Here is a 17,416-nt window from a genome sequence, read left to right as displayed (position 1 = left end):
GGGTGCCGCCGGGTGCGGACTGTGGTCGGGTGCCGGTCGCCGTCGGGGATTACCTCGGACGTCATCGACCCCGGTGCCGGTCGCTGCCACGATCGTCTGCGTACGGACCCGACCGACCGGAAGGACACCAACGCCATGCAGGCCTACGCCATAGCGAAGCTGTACAACGTGACCCCGCACGCCGACGTCGTCGAGTACATCGAGCGCATCCCCGCCACCTTCGAGCCGTACGGCGGCCGCTTCCTCGTCCACGGGGCCACGCACGAGGTGAAGGAGGGCGACTGGAGCGGGCCGGTGGTGGTGATCGGGTTCCCCGGGATCGCCGAGGCGCGGGCCTGGTGGGACTCGCCCGCGTACCAGGAGATCGCGCCGCTGAGGTCCCGGCACATCGACGGCGACATCGTGCTGGTCGGAGGCGTCGCCGAGGACTACGACCCGGCCGCCACCGCGAAGGCCTTGCGGGACGCCCTGCCCGCTGCCGAATAGCGCCCCGGGTCCGGGTGTCCGGGGGGCGCATCGGCGGGGCCGATCGGCCGCCTATCGGCCCCGCCCATCGGCCCCGCCCATCGGCCCCGCCGATCGCTCCCATCGGGAGGACCCCCCACTGGCCCGTGGACCGGGCCCCGGCCCCCTCCGTAGCGTCGCGGTCATGAGAAACGAGACCAGGGGAACCGTCGAACTCACCCTCGCCATGGTGCTCTCCGGCACGCTCGGCGTCTTCGTCGTCGAGTCCGGGGCGTCGCCCTTCGAGGTGGTGTTCTTCCGCTGCTTGTTCGGGGCCGTCGCGCTCGGGGCGTACAGCCTCGCGCGGGGGTTCTTCACCGGGCACGGGTTCACCCCGAGGAAGCTCGGACTCGCCGCGCTCGGCGGGGTGTTCATCGTCTTCAACTGGGTGTTCCTCTTCGAGGCGTACGAGGCCACCTCGATCTCCCTCGCCACCGTCGTCTACCACACGCAGCCGTTCTTCCTCGTGCTGCTCGGCGCGGTGTTCCTGCGGGAGCGGATCTCCGGGGCGAAGCTCCTGTGGCTGGCCGTCGCCTTCGGCGGGCTCGTGCTCGTCTCCGGGGTACGGCCCGGGGACACCGCCTCCCTCAAGGGGCTCGGGTTCGCGCTCGCCGCCGCCGTTCTCTACGCCCTCGCGACCTTCGTCACCAAGCGCGTCACCGGCGTACGGCCGCATCTCGTCGCGCTCGTCCAGGTCCTCGTCGGGCTGCCGCTGCTCCTGCCCTTCGCCGACTTCGGAGCCGCCGCCGGGCTCGGGGCCGGGTGGCTGTGGCTCGTGGGGCTCGGGCTCATCCACACCGGGCTGATGTACGTGCTCATGTACGCCGCCTACGCCAAGCTGCCCACCGCCAAGATCGCCGTCCTCGCCTTCACCTACCCGGCCGTCGCCATGGGCGTCGACTGGGCGGTGTACGGGCACCACATCGGGCTCGTCCAGGCGCTCGGCGTCCCGCTCATCGTTCTCGCCAGTCTCAAGGTCACGCTGGCCGGGTCTGCTCGGACACCAGTCGCCGCGCCTGCTCCACGAACAGCCGGACATGCGCCGGAAGCTTCTTCCCCCGCCGCCACGCGAGCTGTGTGAAGAGGGTGAAGGGGGCCTCCCAGTGCAGGGCGGTCAGGGTGCCCGAGGCCAGCTCCTCCGCGACCGCCACGCGGGGGAGCAGCGCCACGCCCAGGCCCGAGGCCACCCCGCGCTTGGTCGCCTCGATCGTGCCGAACTCCATGAACGGCGGCGCCCACTCCCGCAGCTCCTCCTCGAAGAGGTCGCGGTACGGGCAGCCCGGCTCGGTGCCCACCAGGTGGGCCGCCGCCAGGTCCGCGCTCGTGAGTCCCGTACGCCCCACCAGGGGGTGGCCGGGGCCGGCGACCAGGACCAGGGGCTCGGGCGCGAGGACCTCCGACTCCAGGCCCTCGTGCTCCGTGCCGGGCTCCATCAGGAAGCCCACGTCGTACGTGCCCTGCCGCAGCGCCTGCCGGGTCGCGTCGCCGAGGGTGGGCCGCAGCGTCAGCCGTACCTTCGGGTAGCGGTGGTGGAAGTACTCCAGGAGCGGCGGCAGCCGGTAGGAGGTGAGGGACTCCATCGTGCCCACGGCGATCGTTCCCGAGGGTTCGGCGGCGGTCGCGACGGCCGTCCTCGCCTCCTCGGCCAGCTCCGTCATCCGGCGGGCGTACGGCAGGAGCCGCTCCCCTGCCTCGGTGAGCCGGATACGGCTGCCGAGCCGCTCGAAGAGCTCCACGTCGAGCGACGACTCCAGGGAGCGGATCTGGCCGGTGACGCTGGACTGGGCGTAGCCGAGGTCGGCGGCGGCCCGGGTGAAGGAGAGGACGTCGGCGACCTTCTCGAAGGTGAGGAGGAGTCGCAGCTCCATCAGCTCTCGGTGTCCTCGCCGCTCTCGCGCTTCCTCAGCTCCTCCTCGCGGCGGCGCAGGTCCGCCTCCCAGTCCTGGAGCGCGGACTCGGCGTCGTCGGTCGTCGACGACGGCTTCGACGTGCTCTCGTCCTTCAGGGACTTCAGGAACTCGGGGTTGTCGTCGGGGGCGACCCAGCCGCCCGCGCCGCCCCGGGCCCGTGGCCGCCGGTCCTTGCCCGCGACGATCCAGCCGATCGCGCCGACCACGGAGAACAGCAGGACGACGATGGCCCAGACCGGCTTCGGAAGGTGCTTGACCTCCTCTTCAGGGGTGTTCAGGCAGTCGATGAAGGCGTAGATCATCAGCGCCAGAGGCAGGATGAAAAGCAGCGCCCTGAGCATGTGGGACAGCCCCCTGGAAGCGGTGGCGGGGGCGCGTTTCGGCGGCCCCGGTGACAGGTCCAGGGTAGCCGGTGACCGATACTGGCCCTTATGGCTTACGACGATCTCCGCTCGCTGCTCAGGGCCCTTGAGCGCGAAGGCGACCTCAAGCGCATCAAGGCCGAAGTCGACCCGTACCTGGAGGTCGGAGAGATCGTCGACCGGGTGAACAAGGCAGGAGGCCCGGCGCTCCTCTTCGAGAACGTCAAGGGCTCCTCGATGCCGCTCGCGATGAACGTCTTCGGGACCGACCGCCGGCTGCTCAAGGCCCTCGGCCTGAAGTCGTACGGCGAGATCAGCGAGAAGATCGGCGGGCTGCTCAAGCCCGAGCTTCCGCACGGTTTCGTCGGGGTCCGCGAGGCCTTCGGCAAGCTCGGTTCGATGGTCCACGTGCCGCCGAAGAAGGTGAAGTCCGACGCCGCGCCCGTGCAGGAGGTCGTACTCACGGGGGACGACGTCGACCTCGACGCGCTCCCGGCGCTCTTCACCTGGCCCAAGGACGGCGGCTCCTTCTTCAACCTCGGGCTCACCCACACCAAGCACCCCGAGACCGGCGTGCGGAACCTCGGGCTCTACCGCCTCCAGCGGCACGACAAGCGCACCATCGGCATGCACTGGCAGATCCACAAGGACAGCCGCAACCACTACGCCGTCGCGGCGGCGAAGGGGGAGCGGCTGCCGGTCGCCATCGCCTTCGGCTGCCCGCCGGCCGTGACGTACGCCTCGACGGCGCCGCTGCCCGGTGACATCGACGAGTACCTCTTCGCCGGCTTCGTGCAGGGCAAGCGGATCGAGATGGTCGACTGCAAGACCGTCCCGCTCCAGGTCCCCGCGCACGCCGAGGTCGTCATCGAGGGGTGGCTGGAGCCGGGCGAGACGCTGCCCGAGGGGCCCTTCGGCGACCACACCGGGTTCTACACGCCGCAGGAACCGTTCCCCGCCCTGACGATCGACTGCGTGACCATGCGGAAGCGTCCGCTGCTCCAGTCGATCGTCGTCGGCCGGCCGCCGACCGAGGACGGGCCGCTCGGGCGGGCCACGGAGCGGTTCTTCCTGCCGCTCCTCAAGATCATCGTGCCGGACATCGTCGACTACCACCTGCCGGAGTCGGGCGGCTTCCACAACTGCGCGATCGTCTCGATCGACAAGAAGTACCCGAAGCACGCGCAGAAGGTCATGCACGCCATCTGGGGCGCGCACATGATGTCGCTGACCAAGCTGATCATCGTGGTCGACAAGGACTGCGACGTGCACGATCTGCACGAGGTGTCCTGGCGGGCCCTCGGCAACACCGACTACGCCCGTGACCTGACCGTGGTCGAGGGGCCGGTCGATCACCTCGACCACGCCTCGTACCAGCAGTTCTGGGGCGGCAAGGCCGGGATCGACGCCACCAGGAAGCTGCCCGAGGAGGGCTACACCAGGGACGGCGGCTGGCCGGACATGGTGGAGTCCGACCCGGCGACGGCGGCCCTCGTGGACCGCCGCTGGAAGGAGTACGGGCTGTGACCACGGCCGCCGTACCGGGCGCACAGCCGGGGCGTACGAAGGCGTTCCTGCGGCTCGTGATGATCGAGCACTCGGTCTTCGCGCTGCCCTTCGCGTACACCGCCGCGCTCACCGCGATGTTCCAGCTCGACCGGAACATCCACTGGTGGACGCTCTTCCTCGTCACCGTCTGCATGGTGGGCCTGCGGACCTTCGCCATGGCCTGCAACCGGATCATCGACCGCGAGATCGACGCCCGCAATCCCCGGACGGCCGGGCGCGAGCTCGTGACCGGGGCCGTGTCCGTGCGGTCCGCGTGGACCGGGGCCGGGATCGCCGTCGTGGTGTTCCTCGGGGCCGCCGCGCTCCTCAACCCGCTCTGCCTGGCGCTCGCGCCGCTCGCCGTCATCCCGATGGTCGTCTATCCGTACGGCAAGCGGTTCACGAACTTCCCGCACGCCATCCTCGGACTCGCCCAGGCCATAGGGCCCATCGGCGCCTGGCTCGCCGTGACCGGCGAGTGGTCCTGGGACGCGGTCATCCTGGGTCTCGCGGTCGGCGTCTGGATCGGCGGCTTCGACCTGATCTTCGCCTGCCAGGACGTCCAGGCGGACCGGGCCCACGGCGTCATGTCCGTCCCGGCGCGCTTCGGGATCCCGGCCGCGCTGTGGGGCGCGCGCGCCTCGGCGGTCGTGACGACGGGTCTGCTCGTCTGGTACGCCCTCGCGACCGACGCCGGGCTCTTCTTCTGGGTCGGCCTCGTGATCGTGGCGGCCGCCTTCTGCTACGAGCACTCGATCGTGAAGCCGACCGACCTGTCCCGGCTGAACCGGGCGTTCTTCACGGTCAACGGCTTCATCGGGATGGCGCTCTTCGTGTGCGCCCTGCTGGATCTGCTGGTGCGCGGGCTGTCCCTCTGAACCGTCCGGGCCGTCACTCGGCCTGGGGCGCGAAGCGGTCCAGGAGGGCGTCGAGGCCGAGGGCCAGACCCTCCAAGGCGCCGCGCCGGGCGAGTGCCGGGGCGGCGCCGCGCAGGTGCGGCAGGTCGCGGGCCGGCATGCGGTGCAGGCCGAGGCGGAAGGCGGGCTCGGGCTCGTCGGGGTTGTCGACCATGGCCCGCAGGTCCCCGAGGATGTAGCCGAGGACCCAGCTCGTGACGGCCCGGAACGCCATGACGGTGGCGTCCTCGTCCAGGCCCGCCCGGCCCAGGAGGGCCAGGATCCGCTCGTGGTCCCTGAGGACGGCGAGCGGGCGGCGGGCGAGCGGGACCGCCAGCATGCGCGTGGCCAGGAGCGGGGCCACCTGGGGGTGCGCGAGGGCGACCCGGTAGGTCGCGGCGGCGATCCGGTGCAGCTCGTCCCGCCATCCGGGTGCCTCGGCGGAGGCGGCCAGCCGTTCCTCCAGCTCCGTGTACAGCGCCTCGACCAGCCCGTCGAGCAGCGCGTCCTTCCCGGCGGCGTACCGGTACAGCGCCATGGCCTCCACCCCGAGCTCCGCGCCCGTCCTGCGCATGCTCAGCGCGGACAGCCCCTCGCGGTCGACCAGCTCCAGGGCCGTCGCGAGCACGCGCTCGCGGCTCAGCCGGCCGTAGCGCCCGTGGTCGCCGGCGCGCCGGCCGGGCGCCTTGCGCCCCGGTGCGGAGTTCTTCCCGACCGGTGCGGAGTTCTTCCCCACCGGTGCGGGGTTCTCCCCGACCGGTGCGGGGTCCTTCTCGATCGCCATGTTCCCGCCTTGACCGTGGAATGCCCGGGGATAAAGTGTACGTATACGTCGTAAACGTCCGGTGTGCACCGATTCAATCCCGGAGCCATCATGACCACTCACCCGACTCTCCGGCAGAACACCGACTCCCAGGCCGGCTCCCTGCCCGAGTCCCTGCTCGATCCCCAGCCCGTCGACCATCCGCTCCGTCGCGCCACCGACCCCGCGCCGCATCCGATGCGGCGCGCCGAGGACAAGGCCCCGGCCCGGCCCGCCGTGAGCCTGGTGATCCCGGCGCTCAACGAGGCGCGCAACATCCCCTGGGTCTTCGAACAGATCCCGGACTGCGTCGGCGAGGTCCTGCTGATCGACGGCGACTCCCACGACGCCACGGTCGGCGTGGCGACCCGGATCCTGCCCACCGTCCGCAGCCTGCGGCAGGACGGGAAGGGCAAGGGGAACGCGCTGCGCACCGGCTTCCTCGCGGCGCGCGGCGAGTACGTGGTGATGATGGACGCCGACGGCAGCATGTCCCCGGCGGAGATCCCGCACTTCGTGCACTTCCTGGAGAACGGCTACGACTTCGTCAAGGGCTCCCGCTTCGTCGAGGGTGGCGGCTCCCTCGACATCACCCGCTTCCGGCGGCTCGGCAACCGCGCCCTGCTCGCCCTCGTGAACCGGCTCTACGACGCCACGCTGACCGACCTCTGCTACGGCTTCTGTGCGTTCCGCCGCAGCTTCCTCGACCAGCTGGACCTGCACGCCACCGGGTTCGAGATCGAGGCCGAGATGATCGTGCACGCGCTGCGCTCCGGCCTGCGGATCGCCGAGGTCCCGAGCCTCGAACTGCCCCGCCGCAACGGCCGGTCCAACCTGCACGCGATCTCCGACGGCCGGCGGGTGCTGCGGACGCTCCTGTCCGAGCGCCCGGGTGCTCAGCAGGCGTCCGCCCCACGGGGGCGGAGCGCGTCGTGACGGTCCGCCCGCTCGCGCTGACCGCGCCCCTGCCGGTCGTGGACATCGACCTCGCCGAGCCCGGGGCGTTCCGGCGCCCCGGCGGCGGGCCGCGTGTCGGACCGTCGGGCCGCGCGCTCGGTCTCGTACGGCTCCAGGGCCGTCCCTCCAGGGCGAGGAGCGAGTCCAGGCAGTCGCGGAGCATCGCGGTGCGGTTCCTCGTGGCGACGACCACGCTGATCACGGGCGCCGCCTCACCGGCGGCCCGGTACGGCTCGTCGCCGCCGAAGCCCTCGTCGATGGCGGCGCACACCGTCGTCCCGCTGATGGTCCTGAACAATCTGGGCGCCGAGCAGAGCGCCTACTTCTCGCTCGCCTGGATCGTCGGCTACGTGCTCTACCTGGTCTCCCGCAATCTCGGCAGCTCCCTCGTCGTGGAGGCCGTGAGCCATCCCGAGCGGCTGGTCGAGCACGCGGTGCGGATGCTGCGCCACACGGGACTGCTGCTCGGCGCGGCCATCGTCCTCGTCGCCGCGCTGGCGCCGCAGATCCTCTCCTTCTTCGGCCCCGAGCACGCCGAGCACGGATCCACCCTGCTGCGGCTGCTCGCCCTGTCCGCCCTGCCGAACATCCTGGTCAGCCTCGCCATCGACGTATGGCGGGCGCGCCGGCGGCTGCGGTGGGCGGTCGGGGTGCAGGTCGTGATGTGCGTACTGGTCCTGGGGCTCACCAAGCTGCTGCTGCCGACGCTCGGGATCACCGGGGCGGGCGTCGCCTGGCTGGTGACCATGTGCCTGCTCGCCACTCCGCTGCTGATCTGGCGGAAGCGCTGGCTCACGACCGGATCCGGGAGGTCCTCGTGAGCACCGACATCCGCGCCGGTTCCGGCCTCGTGCCGAGCCTGACCGTCGTCGTCTGCGCCTACACCCTCGACCGCTGGGACGACCTGCGGACGGCGATCGGCTCGCTGGCGGCCCAGCGGCGCCCCGTGGAGGAGACGGTGCTGGTCGTCGACCACTGCCGTGAGCTGTACGCGAGGGCGTCCGCCGCCTTCCCCGGCTTGCGGGTGCTCGCCAACCGCGAGCGCCAGGGGCTGTCCGGGGAGGAGGCCGGGAGGAGGGTGGGAAGTACGCCGGAGAGGGCGGCGAGGGCGCCGGAGAGCGCGGGGGAGCGTGCCGCGCCCGGGCCTGGCTTTTCGCGGCCGGATAGGCTCCCTGTCGTGGAGTCGCAGGAGATGAAGAGTCGTCGGCCCTGGGTGGTGGGGGTTTCCGGCGCGTCGGGTACGCCGTACGCCGCCGCCGTACTGAGGGGGCTGCTCGCCGCGGGCGAGAGCGTCGACCTCGTCGTGTCGCGGGCCTCGCGGCTCACGCTCCTCGACGAGACGGGGATCTCCTTCCGGGACGCGCACTGGCGCGAGGACCTCGGGACCTGGCTGGCGCGGGGCGCCGACGGGAAGCCCGACACGTTCGACGTGTCCTCGTCCGGCCTGGCGGACGTGCGGTACTGGGCGGCCGGGGATCTGGCCGCGGGGCCGTCCTCGGGTTCGTACCCGGCGAAGGGGATGCTGGTGGTGCCGGCCTCGACCGCCGCGGTGGCGGGAGTGGCGCTCGGTCTCTCGAAGGACCTGCTGCAGCGGGTCGCGAGCGTGACGCTCAAGGAGCGCCGGACGCTGGTCGTCGCCGTGCGGGAGACCCCGCTGAACGGTCAGACGCTGAAGCACATGGTGACGCTGGACGAGGCGGGCGCCGTGGTGCTGCCCGCCTCTCCGGCGTTCTACGCGGGGGCGACGCACATCCAGGATCTGGTGGACTTCGTCGCCGGGCGGGTGCTGGACGCGGCGGGAGTGCCGCACCAGCTGTACCGCCGGTGGAAGGGAGAGCTTGGTGGGGCTCTCCCTGCTGATTAGCGCTTCTTGGCGTGCTTCTTCGCGGCGCGCTTCGAGGCGGAGGTCGACTGGTGGGCACGCGAGCGGTTGGCCAGATCCTGCAGCTCGCGCATACGGGCGTAGGCCATCTCGATCGTGTACACGGTGAACACCACTCCTGAAAGATCGTCTTTGATCTGCTAAAAGATTCACAGGGCGTCTTCCCTGTGTACCTTAGATTCTATACCCAAACTCGCGGTATCGCTGGACAATGGAAGGCTTCATACCTATGGACGCCGTGGACAGGCAGCTCATCCAGGCTCTGCGCGAGAACGGTCGTGCCTCGTACGCCGAGCTCGGCCGGCTCGTCGGGCTCTCCGGCCCCTCTGTCACCGACCGCATCAACCGCCTTGAGGCCGCCGGGGTGATCACCGGCTACCGCGCCACCGTCGACGCCGCCTCGCTCGGCCTCGGCGTCACCGCCCTCATCGGCATCTCCCTCTCGGACGCCGCCGACCACGAGGACGTGGCCCGCCGCCTCAAGGACCTGGCGGAGATCGAGGACTGCTGGTTCATCGCCGGCGACGACTCCTTCATGCTCAAGGTCCGCGCCAGCGACGTCGACGGCCTGGAGAAGACCATTCGCCGCCTCAGCGGCACGAAGGGCGTCTCCCGCACCCGTACGACGATCGTGCTCTCCACCAAGTGGGAGAACCGGGTCGGGGACCTGCCCGAAGAGGGCTGAGAGTACGGTGGTGGAGCCTGATTTCGGAGACGTCGGAGACAGAAAAGGGAGGCGGCCGTACATGGACGCTGGACTCAAGCGCGAACTTGAGCAGAAGGTCCGGGACGGTGAGCGGCTGAGCCGCGAGGACGGCATCGCCCTGTACGAGTCCGACGACCTCGCCTGGCTCGGCGGGCTGGCCCACGAGGTCCGGACCCGCAAGAACGGCGACGTGGTGCACTTCAACGTCAACCGTCACCTCAACATGACGAACGTGTGCACCGCCTCCTGCGCCTACTGCTCCTTCCAGCGCAAGCCGGGCGAGAAGGACGCGTACACCATGCGCATCGAAGAGGCCGTGCGCCTCGCGAAGGCGATGGAGAACGAGAACCTCACCGAGCTGCACATCGTCAACGGGCTCCACCCCAACCTGCCCTGGCGGTACTACCCGCGCTCGCTCTCCGAGCTCAAGAAGGCCCTTCCGAACGTCTCCCTCAAGGCCTTCACCGCCACCGAGATCCACCACTTCGAGACGATCTCCGGGATGTCGGCCTCCGACATCCTCGACGAGCTGATCGAGGCCGGTCTGGAGTCCCTCACCGGCGGCGGCGCCGAGATCTTCGACTGGGAGGTCCGGCAGCACATCGTGGACCACCGCACCCACTGGGAGGACTGGTCCCGGATCCACCGCCTGGCGCACTCGAAGGGCCTCAAGACGCCTTCGACGATGCTGTACGGGCACATCGAGGAGCCGCGCCACCGCGTGGACCACGTGCTGCGGCTGCGTGAGCTCCAGGACGAGACCGGCGGCTTCCAGGTCTTCATCCCGCTGCGCTACCAGCACGACTTCGTCGACATGCAGGACGGCAAGGTCCGCAACAAGCTCCAGGCGCGCACCACGATGGCGACCGGGGCCGAGGCCCTGAAGACCTTCGCGGTCTCCCGGCTGCTCTTCGACAACGTGCCGCACGTCAAGGTCTTCTGGGTCATGCACGGCGTCCAGACCGCGCAGCTCGCGCTCCAGCACGGCGCGGACGACATGGACGGCTCGGTCGTCGAGTACAAGATCACGCACGACGCCGACAACTACGGCACGCCGAACAAGCTGGGCCGCGAGGACCTGCTCGAACTGATCAGGGACGCGGGCTTCCGCCCGGTCGAGCGGAACACCCGCTACGAGATCATCCGCGAGTACCCGGGTCCGGACGCGGACCGCCGCGAGTCGCCGCAGGCGATGCGGGTCTGACGACGTGTGACAGGACAGGAGGAGAAGGGCCGGCGGGGGTGTCCCCGCCGGCCCTTCTCCGCTTCCCGGCCCGCTCAGTCCTCGGCCCGCGCAGTCCTCCGCCCGCTCAGTCCTCGGCCCGCGCAGTCCTCCCTGCGCTCAGTCCTCCGTGCGCTCCACCGGGATCCACAGCTCGGCCCGCGCCGTCGTCCAGTCCTCCGACGGCACCACGGACAGCAGCTCGGGGCCCGGCCTGCTCGCGTACGGGTTGGACGGGAACCACTGGGTGAAGATGTCCCGCCACAGGTACTGCAGGGTCTGCGGGAACGGTCCCTCGTTCTCGAAGACCGCCCACGTCCCGGCGGGCACGTCGAGCGCGTCGAACTCCTCGGGCGACGGGGCGCCGCTCACCGCCCCGTGCCAGTAGTCCAGCTCCGCCCCCTCCTCCCGGCTCTCCGTGAGGTGGACGACGGCGGAGATCACCCCCGCCGGCTCCGCGTCCGACAGGCGCGCGAGCCGGTCCAGGCCCTCCTGGCCGATGGACCGGATGTGCGCGGCGATCGCCGGGTTCTCCCCCTCGTGGACGAGGGGTACCCGGGCCCTGCGCCCGACGACCCGGAAGTCCGCCCGCTCGACGACCCTGTACCGCATGGTGCTGTTCCCTTCGACGACGAGGCGGAAGGACATCCGTGGCTGGGAGCGCAGCGCGGCGCCCGTGCGGCGGGCCTCGCCGGGGCCGACGCCGTGCACCGCGCGGAACGCGCGGGCGAAGGCCTCCCCGGAGCCGTAGCCGTACCGGACCGCGATCTCCAGGAGCGTCCGCTCGCCGGCGAGCACCTCGGCGCCGGCGACGGTGAGCCGCCTGCGCCGTACGTACTCCGACAGGGGCATCCCCGCCAGCGCCGAGAAGAGGCGCCGGAAGTGGTACTCCGAGGTCGTGGCGATCCGGGCCAGCTCGGCCGGGTCGAGGCCGCCGCGGTCGTCGCGGAGATGCTCCTCGATGTGGTCCATGGCCTGGTTGAGCCGCTCCAGCACGTGTGCGTCCTTCCTTTTCCGTGTCCTCACCGTAGGAAGGGCGGGACCCCCGGGACCCGACATCCTGTGCCCGGTCCGGTCGGGTCCGCCTACGTCTCCGCCCGTGTCAGGGGCAGCAGCATGATGATGTCGTCGCGGTCGTCGCCGGGGGCGACCCGGATCGCGTCGGGGACGCGGCCGACCTCCTTGTAGCCGGACTTGGCGTAGAAGCCGTCGACGCCGGTGCCGCCCCGGCAGGTCAGCCGGATCGCCTCGACCGCCTCGAAGCCCTCGGCGGTACGGGCGGTGTGCTCGACGGCCGCCATGAGGTCGGCGCCGTATCCCCTGCCCTGGTGCCGGGGGTGGACCATCACCGTGTAGAGCCACACCCAGTGCGTCATCAGCGGGTGGGTGTTGAAGGTGAAGAAGGCGGTGGCGGCGACCTCGCCGTCCTCGTCGCGGCCGATCAGCAGGCGCGTACCGCCCTCGGCCATGGCGACGAGGTGCTTGAGCAGCGTGGGGCGGATCTCGTCGGGCGTCACGGGAGGGACGAAGCCGACGGCGCCGCCGGCTTCGGTGACATCGGCCCAGAGGGAGAGCACGCCGTCGCGCAGGGACCGGTCGACCGCCGGATCGACCTCGAAGGTAAGGGGCATATATCCATCTTATCTATTACTCGGCGAAGGGCTCAAGGGGGCCTTGATCCTTGGGTCGTCCGGTTCGGGACGGCTGGTCCGGCCTCCGCGACCGACCCGCACGCCAACCCCGCTCCCGGCGAGCGCTCCTCCCCGTGCTTCACTGGAGGGGCGCTCGTCCCGTATGGGAACTTTTCGGAACGGAAGAGTGGACTGACTGACATGCTCCGCTACTCGCTGATGCGGCTCGGCATCTTCGCCGGGTGCTTCTTCGCCCTGTGGGGTCTCGTCTACGTCGGCGTGCTGCCGCGCGGCCTGGGCGACTCGAACCTGCTCTGGGTCCTCGTCCTCTCCATCGTCATCTCCGCCCCGCTCAGCTTCGTCCTCCTGCGCAAGCAGCGCGACAGCATGAGCGTCGAGATCGTCGAGAAGGTCGACCGCGCCAAGGGCCGGCTCGCCTCGAACCGGTCGCAGGAAGACGCGCTCTAGCCCTGTAAGGGCTGCGTAAGCTTCCTCACAGATCCCCTCGGATCCACCCGGATCCCACCCACCCCAGTCGGAGCTTTCCAGGCTCCCGCCTGGGGTTTTCTGCGTTTCGGAGGCGTGGAGGGCCTCTCGGGCCTCAAAGAATGGCTTTGAGGATCTCAAAGTTCAAGTGTTAACGTGTTCGACATGACGACAGCAGTGCGCCTTCCGCATGCCGCGAGCATCCCGCTCGTGGCGCGCCTGCACGTCGATCTGTGCCGCTGTATGTCCGCGGTCTGTTGCCGCGAGCTCTGACCCGGCATCATGCAGCGGCCCGCGTGAAAACGCGTGTGTGCCGCACCCCCGTCCCGTATTTCCCGATACGCACCTGTGGAGTGTGTCTGTGTCCGCGTCCGCGACCACGCCCGAGCGGAAGTCCCCCGCTTCCTCGCGCATACCCAAGGTCCCCTTCTGGGCCCAGATCATCGCCGGTCTCGTCCTCGGCGCCCTCCTCGGCTGGATAGCCCGCAGCCAGGACGTCGTCTGGCTGAAGGAGACCCTCGGTCAGATCGGCGACATCTTCGTCCAGCTGCTCAAGCTGGCCGTCGCGCCGCTCGTCTTCTTCGCGATCCTGGTCTCGATCACCAACCTGCGGAAGGTGAACAACGCCGCCAGGCTCGCCACCCGCACCCTGCTCTGGTTCATGATCACCTCGCTGATCGCGGTCGCCATCGGCCTCGCGATCGGCCTGATCACCAACCCGGGCGCCGGCACGGGCCTCACCCCGCAGGACGGCAAGCTGCCGAAGCGCGAGGGCTCCTGGATCGACTTCCTCACGGGCATCATCCCGTCGGACGTCATCACGCCCTTCACCGAGCTGAACGTCCTCCAGATCGTCTTCATGGCCGCCGTCGCCGGCATCGCCGCCCTCAAGCTCGGCGACCGCGCCAAGCCGATCCTCACGCTCTCCGAGTCGATCCTGGAGCTCCTCCAGAAGGCGCTGTGGTGGGTCATCCGCCTCGCCCCGCTCGGCACCGTCGGCCTCATCGGCTTCGCCATCGCCGACTACGGCTGGGACCTGATCGGCAAGTACGCGACCTTCACCGCCGACGTCTACATCGGCTGCGCCCTGGTCATGTTCGGCGTCTACCCGCTGCTGCTCGCCACGGTCGCCAAGGTCAACCCGATCCAGTTCTTCAAGGGCGCCTGGCCCGCGATCCAGCTGGCCTTCGTCTCCCGCTCCTCGGTCGGCACCATGCCGGTCACCCAGAAGGTCACCGAGCGCCTCGGCGTCCCGAAGGAGTACGCCTCCTTCGCCGTCCCGTTCGGCGCCACCACCAAGATGGACGGCTGCGCCGCGATCTACCCGGCGCTCGCCGCGATCTTCATCGCGCAGATCTTCGACGTGCAGCTCGGCATCGGCGACTACCTGCTGATCGCCTTCGTCTCGGTCATCGGCTCGGCGGCCACCGCCGGCCTCACCGGCGCGACGGTCATGCTGACGCTGACCCTCTCCACCCTGGGTCTCCCGCTGGAGGGCGTCGGCCTCCTCATGGCGATCGACCCGATCCTGGACATGATCAGGACGGCCACGAACGTCGCGGGCCAGGCGCTCGTCCCGGTGATCGTCTCCGCCCGCGAGAAGATCCTCGACCACACCGCGTACGAGAACGCCTCCTCGTCGCCGCTCGACGAGCTGGTCACGGTCGGCGAGACCGACCAGAAGGTCGCGGTCACCGCCGCCGCCTGACCCGTACGCGTACGACCCGGCTCCATGCGCTGAACGCCTACGTGCCCCCTGCCCCCGTCCGGGCAGGGGGCACGTAGGCTTCTGCGGGGCAGCCGGTTGATCTTGGAAACAGGGGTGGGGTGCCATGGCCGACGGCGCGAGGGTGCGGCGGTTGCCGCGGGCCGTGCGGGAGCGGCAGATGACGGACGCGGCCGTGACGTGCTTCGCCCGGCACGGGTACCAGGCGGCGTCCATGGACGAGATCGCCGAGCTCGCGGGGGTCTCCAAGCCGCTGGTCTATCTCTATCTGGGCTCCAAGGAGGAGCTGTTCACCGCCTGCATCCGGCGGGAGGCGGGCGCGCTGCTCGCCGCCGTGGCCGCCGGGGTGGGGGACCGGATCCGGCCCGCCGACGAGCAGCTGTGGGCCGGACTGTTCGCCTTCTTCACGTACGTGGCGGAGCACCCGGATGCCTGGGTCGTCCTGAGCCGGCGGGCGTGGACGCAGGGGGAGCCGTTCGCGGCCGAGGCCTCGCGGATGCGGGACGGGATCGCGGCGTTCGTCGCCGGGCTGATCGGCGAGGCCGCGCGGGACGCGCACGGCAGCGAGATCTCCGGGCGGGACGTGGACGCCCTCGCGCAGGCGCTGGTCGGATCCGCCGAGTCGCTGGCCGACTGGGCCGCCCTCACACCCGGGGTGACGGCCAGGGAAGCCGCCGCGACGCTGATGAACTTCGCGTGGGCCGGCCTCGGAAACCTCATGAAAAGCGAGCGCTGGTCTCCCCCTTGAGGCTTACCCCGCAGTAAGGTTACCGGCTAGTCAACACCTGGCACGGCCACCGTCACGGCACCCCAGGAGCGCAACGTACCGACGCACGACCTCAGTTCATCGCGAAGACCGAGGAGTCGCACGTGTCCGTCGTCACCGCAGCGTCCGGGATCGAGCCGGTCGAGCCGCAGAAGACACTGATCGACGGGCGCGTACGGGAGGTCTCCGTACCGGCCCTCGTGCCCCGGGTGGCCCGCGGCTCCCTCGCCGACCTGCCCTACGACAACGCCCGCCAGGACCCCGAGTCCGCCCTCTTCTCCCGCAAGAACCCCCAGGGCGAGTGGTACGACGTCACCGCCGCCCGCTTCGCCGCCGACGTGCACGCCGTCGCCAAAGGGCTCATCGCCCACGGCCTGCGCCCCGGCGACCGGCTCGCCCTCATGGCCCGCACCACCTACGAGTGGACCCTGATCGACTTCGCCGCCTGGGCCGCCGGACTCGTCACCGTCCCCATATATCCCACCTCCTCGGCCTTCCAGACCCGCTGGATCCTCCAGGACTCCGGCGCCGCCGCCTGCGTCGTCGAGGACCCCGAGCAGGCCCGGCTCGTCTCCGCCGAGCGCCGCCAGCTGCCCGGCCTCGCCCACCTCTGGGCCTTCGACACCGGCGCCGTCGACCTGCTCCGCAGAGCGGGGGCCCGGGTCGCCGACGAGGCCGTCACCGCCCGGCGCGGCCTCCTCACCCCCGAGACCCTCGCCACCCTCGTCTACACCTCCGGCACCACCGGCCGCCCCAAGGGCTGCGCCCTCACCCACGCCAACTTCTTCGCCGAGGTCGACAACGCCGTCCGGCTCCTCCACCCCGTCTTCCTCGCGGAGAGCAAGGAGCCCCCCGCCACCCTCCTCTTCCTGCCGCTCTCCCACGTCTTCGGCCGGATGGTCGCCGTCGGCTGCGTACGCGCCCGCGTCCGCGTCGGCCACGCCCCCTCCGTCGAGGGCGAGGAGCTCCTCACCGACCTCGCCGCCTTCCGGCCCACCTTCCTCCTCGCCATCCCGTACGTCCTGGAGAAGGTCTTCAACACCGCCCGCGCCACCGCCGAACGCGGAGGCAAGGCCGCCGCCTTCGACCGGGCCGCGACCATCGCCCGCCGGTACGGGCAGGCCACCGCCCCCTCCCTGTCGCTGCGGGCCGCGCGGGCGCTGTACGACCCGCTCGTCTACCGGCGGATCCGGGCCGCGCTCGGCGGCCGCGTGAAGTACGTGGTCTGCGGCGGCTCCCCGCTCGGCGCCCGGCTCGCCGAGTTCTTCGCCGGCGCGGGCGTCCAGGTCTTCGAGGGGTACGGGCTGACGGAGACCACGGCCGCCTCGACGGTCACCCCGCCGCAGCGGCCGCGCACCGGCACCGTCGGCTGGCCCCTGCCGGGCACGGCCGTCCGGATCGCCGACGACGGCGAGGTCTGGCTCAAGGGCGCCCACGTCTTCGCCGGCTACTGGGACGCCCAGCGCGGGGCGGCCGTGCCGTACACCGACGACGGCTGGTTCCCCACCGGCGACCTGGGCGCGCTCGACGAGGACGGCTATCTGCGGATCACCGGCCGCAAGAAGGACATCCTCATCACCTCGGCCGGCAAGAACGTGGCCCCGGCCCCGCTGGAGGACTGGCTGCGCGCCCACCCGCTGGTCTCCCAGTGCGTGGTCGTGGGCGACGACCGCCCGTACGTCACGGCCCTGATCACCCTCGACCACGAGGGCCTCACGCACTGGCGGCGGATGCGGCACAAGGACCATCTGGCGCTCTACGAGCTGACCCGGGACGAGGAGCTGCTCGCGGCGGTCCAGCGGGCCGTGGACGACGCCAACCGGCTGGTCTCACGGGCGGAGTCGATCCGCGCCTTCCGGCTCCTGACGACCGAGTTCTCGGAGAGGTCCGGGCATCTGACCCCGTCCCTGAAGCTCAAACGACGGGCTGTGCTGCGGGACTTCACGCGCGAGATCGACGAGATGTACGGGGCGGGGGGCGCTCTTTAGCGGGGGCGCCCTCTAGCGGGGGCGCCCTCT

General features: G+C 70.8%; 19 protein-coding genes. 13 read left to right on the top strand and 6 right to left on the bottom strand.

Going from position 1 to position 17,416, the window contains the following annotated elements:
* The first annotated feature begins 135 nt into the window (after positions 1–135).
* Together ACWFR1_RS12800 and ACWFR1_RS12795 are read left to right on the top strand one after the other, a co-directional pair.
* Entirely contained in the window at positions 136–486 is a 351-nt protein-coding gene (locus ACWFR1_RS12800; protein ID WP_453549802.1) for a DUF1330 domain-containing protein, read from the top strand.
* A 163-nt stretch (positions 487–649) separates the two neighbouring features.
* Positions 650–1,585: a DMT family transporter gene (locus tag ACWFR1_RS12795; protein ID WP_453549800.1), complete on the top strand. Its 936-nt coding sequence runs from the start codon at positions 650–652 to the stop codon at positions 1,583–1,585.
* Here the strand turns inward: ACWFR1_RS12795 and ACWFR1_RS12790 are convergent.
* Positions 1,482–2,372: a LysR family transcriptional regulator gene (locus tag ACWFR1_RS12790; RefSeq protein ID WP_453549799.1), complete on the bottom strand. Its 891-nt coding sequence runs from the start codon at positions 2,370–2,372 to the stop codon at positions 1,482–1,484. The genes ACWFR1_RS12795 and ACWFR1_RS12790 overlap by 104 nt on opposite strands.
* Positions 2,372–2,755: a PLD nuclease N-terminal domain-containing protein gene (locus tag ACWFR1_RS12785; RefSeq protein ID WP_453549797.1), complete on the bottom strand. Its 384-nt coding sequence runs from the start codon at positions 2,753–2,755 to the stop codon at positions 2,372–2,374. The genes ACWFR1_RS12790 and ACWFR1_RS12785 overlap by 1 nt, the downstream gene beginning before the upstream one ends.
* 90 nt (positions 2,756–2,845) lie before the next feature.
* On the opposite strand from ACWFR1_RS12785, the gene ACWFR1_RS12780 reads away from it, so the two are divergent.
* Positions 2,846–4,303, top strand: a complete 1,458-nt coding sequence (locus tag ACWFR1_RS12780; protein ID WP_453549795.1) for a menaquinone biosynthesis decarboxylase — start codon at positions 2,846–2,848, stop codon at positions 4,301–4,303.
* Positions 4,300–5,202, top strand: a complete 903-nt coding sequence (gene mqnP / locus ACWFR1_RS12775; protein ID WP_453549793.1) for a menaquinone biosynthesis prenyltransferase MqnP — start codon at positions 4,300–4,302, stop codon at positions 5,200–5,202. Before ACWFR1_RS12780 ends, mqnP begins: the two co-directional genes overlap by 4 nt.
* A gap of 13 nt (positions 5,203–5,215) precedes the next feature.
* Here the strand turns inward: mqnP and ACWFR1_RS12770 are convergent, their stop codons facing one another.
* Positions 5,216–6,004 carry a TetR/AcrR family transcriptional regulator gene (locus ACWFR1_RS12770; protein WP_453549791.1) on the bottom strand — a complete coding sequence of 263 codons (789 nt, stop codon included), beginning with the start codon at positions 6,002–6,004 and terminating at the stop codon, positions 5,216–5,218.
* A gap of 90 nt (positions 6,005–6,094) precedes the next feature.
* Between ACWFR1_RS12770 and ACWFR1_RS12765 the strand changes: the two genes are divergently transcribed.
* From ACWFR1_RS12765 to ACWFR1_RS12755, 3 genes are all read left to right on the top strand, one after another.
* On the top strand, positions 6,095–6,958 hold the full coding sequence (locus tag ACWFR1_RS12765; RefSeq protein WP_453549788.1) for a glycosyltransferase family 2 protein: 864 nt from the start codon (positions 6,095–6,097) through the stop codon (positions 6,956–6,958).
* A complete protein-coding gene (locus ACWFR1_RS12760) occupies positions 6,955–7,800 on the top strand; it encodes a hypothetical protein (RefSeq protein WP_453549786.1) in 846 nt (281 codons plus the stop codon). Before ACWFR1_RS12765 ends, ACWFR1_RS12760 begins: the two co-directional genes overlap by 4 nt.
* Positions 7,801–8,171: 371 nt before the next feature.
* Positions 8,172–8,843 carry a UbiX family flavin prenyltransferase gene (locus tag ACWFR1_RS12755; protein WP_453549900.1) on the top strand — a complete coding sequence of 224 codons (672 nt, stop codon included), beginning with the start codon at positions 8,172–8,174 and terminating at the stop codon, positions 8,841–8,843.
* On the opposite strand, the gene ACWFR1_RS12750 is transcribed toward ACWFR1_RS12755, so the two are convergent.
* Complete coding sequence (locus tag ACWFR1_RS12750; protein WP_384567083.1) at positions 8,840–8,977, bottom strand: hypothetical protein; 138 nt, start codon at positions 8,975–8,977, stop codon at positions 8,840–8,842. The genes ACWFR1_RS12755 and ACWFR1_RS12750 overlap by 4 nt on opposite strands.
* Before the next feature lie 113 nt (positions 8,978–9,090).
* Here ACWFR1_RS12750 and ACWFR1_RS12745 point away from each other — a divergent pair, with 113 nt between their 5' ends.
* Both ACWFR1_RS12745 and mqnE read left to right on the top strand, forming a co-directional pair.
* Positions 9,091–9,546, top strand: a complete 456-nt coding sequence (locus ACWFR1_RS12745) for an Lrp/AsnC family transcriptional regulator (RefSeq protein ID WP_030495192.1) — start codon at positions 9,091–9,093, stop codon at positions 9,544–9,546.
* Between the two features lie 61 nt (positions 9,547–9,607).
* A complete protein-coding gene (gene mqnE, locus ACWFR1_RS12740) occupies positions 9,608–10,771 on the top strand; it encodes an aminofutalosine synthase MqnE (protein WP_453549782.1) in 1,164 nt (387 codons plus the stop codon).
* Positions 10,772–10,909: 138 nt separating this feature from the next.
* Here the strand turns inward: mqnE and ACWFR1_RS12735 are convergent, their stop codons facing one another.
* On the bottom strand, positions 10,910–11,785 hold the full coding sequence (locus ACWFR1_RS12735) for an AraC family transcriptional regulator (RefSeq protein WP_453549780.1): 876 nt from the start codon (positions 11,783–11,785) through the stop codon (positions 10,910–10,912).
* 89 nt (positions 11,786–11,874) lie between these two features.
* Complete coding sequence (locus ACWFR1_RS12730) at positions 11,875–12,420, bottom strand: N-acetyltransferase family protein (protein ID WP_453549778.1); 546 nt, start codon at positions 12,418–12,420, stop codon at positions 11,875–11,877.
* A gap of 201 nt (positions 12,421–12,621) precedes the next feature.
* On the opposite strand from ACWFR1_RS12730, the gene ACWFR1_RS12725 reads away from it, so the two are divergent.
* The 4 genes from ACWFR1_RS12725 to ACWFR1_RS12710 all read left to right on the top strand — a co-directional run bounded on the left by ACWFR1_RS12725 (position 12,622) and on the right by ACWFR1_RS12710 (position 17,386).
* Positions 12,622–12,888, top strand: coding sequence for a DUF4229 domain-containing protein (locus ACWFR1_RS12725; RefSeq protein WP_453549775.1), 267 nt, complete (start codon positions 12,622–12,624; stop codon positions 12,886–12,888).
* A gap of 379 nt (positions 12,889–13,267) precedes the next feature.
* Complete coding sequence (locus tag ACWFR1_RS12720) at positions 13,268–14,614, top strand: dicarboxylate/amino acid:cation symporter (RefSeq protein ID WP_453549772.1); 1,347 nt, start codon at positions 13,268–13,270, stop codon at positions 14,612–14,614.
* A gap of 124 nt (positions 14,615–14,738) precedes the next feature.
* Positions 14,739–15,380 (top strand): TetR/AcrR family transcriptional regulator, encoded by a 642-nt coding sequence (locus ACWFR1_RS12715; protein WP_453549770.1) that lies wholly within the window; start codon positions 14,739–14,741, stop codon positions 15,378–15,380.
* 149 nt (positions 15,381–15,529) lie between these two features.
* Positions 15,530–17,386, top strand: coding sequence for an AMP-dependent synthetase/ligase (locus ACWFR1_RS12710; RefSeq protein WP_453549898.1), 1,857 nt, complete (start codon positions 15,530–15,532; stop codon positions 17,384–17,386).
* Positions 17,387–17,416 lie beyond the last annotated feature (30 nt).

The sequence above is a fragment of the Streptomyces sp. NPDC055103 genome, from assembly GCF_053607625.1.
This window is presented reverse-complemented; position numbering and strand designations above follow the sequence as displayed.

Coding starts and splice junctions, on each gene's coding strand:
- ACWFR1_RS12800 (WP_453549802.1), top strand. CDS start 136: ATGCAGGCCTACGCCATAGCGAAGCTGTACAACGTGACCCCGCACGCC.
- ACWFR1_RS12795 (WP_453549800.1), top strand. CDS start 650: ATGAGAAACGAGACCAGGGGAACCGTCGAACTCACCCTCGCCATGGTG.
- ACWFR1_RS12790 (WP_453549799.1), bottom strand. CDS start 2,372: ATGGAGCTGCGACTCCTCCTCACCTTCGAGAAGGTCGCCGACGTCCTC.
- ACWFR1_RS12785 (WP_453549797.1), bottom strand. CDS start 2,755: ATGCTCAGGGCGCTGCTTTTCATCCTGCCTCTGGCGCTGATGATCTAC.
- ACWFR1_RS12780 (WP_453549795.1), top strand. CDS start 2,846: ATGGCTTACGACGATCTCCGCTCGCTGCTCAGGGCCCTTGAGCGCGAA.
- ACWFR1_RS12770 (WP_453549791.1), bottom strand. CDS start 6,004: ATGGCGATCGAGAAGGACCCCGCACCGGTCGGGGAGAACCCCGCACCG.
- ACWFR1_RS12765 (WP_453549788.1), top strand. CDS start 6,095: ATGACCACTCACCCGACTCTCCGGCAGAACACCGACTCCCAGGCCGGC.
- ACWFR1_RS12755 (WP_453549900.1), top strand. CDS start 8,172: ATGAAGAGTCGTCGGCCCTGGGTGGTGGGGGTTTCCGGCGCGTCGGGT.
- ACWFR1_RS12745 (WP_030495192.1), top strand. CDS start 9,091: ATGGACGCCGTGGACAGGCAGCTCATCCAGGCTCTGCGCGAGAACGGT.
- mqnE (WP_453549782.1), top strand. CDS start 9,608: ATGGACGCTGGACTCAAGCGCGAACTTGAGCAGAAGGTCCGGGACGGT.
- ACWFR1_RS12730 (WP_453549778.1), bottom strand. CDS start 12,420: ATGCCCCTTACCTTCGAGGTCGATCCGGCGGTCGACCGGTCCCTGCGC.
- ACWFR1_RS12725 (WP_453549775.1), top strand. CDS start 12,622: ATGCTCCGCTACTCGCTGATGCGGCTCGGCATCTTCGCCGGGTGCTTC.
- ACWFR1_RS12715 (WP_453549770.1), top strand. CDS start 14,739: ATGGCCGACGGCGCGAGGGTGCGGCGGTTGCCGCGGGCCGTGCGGGAG.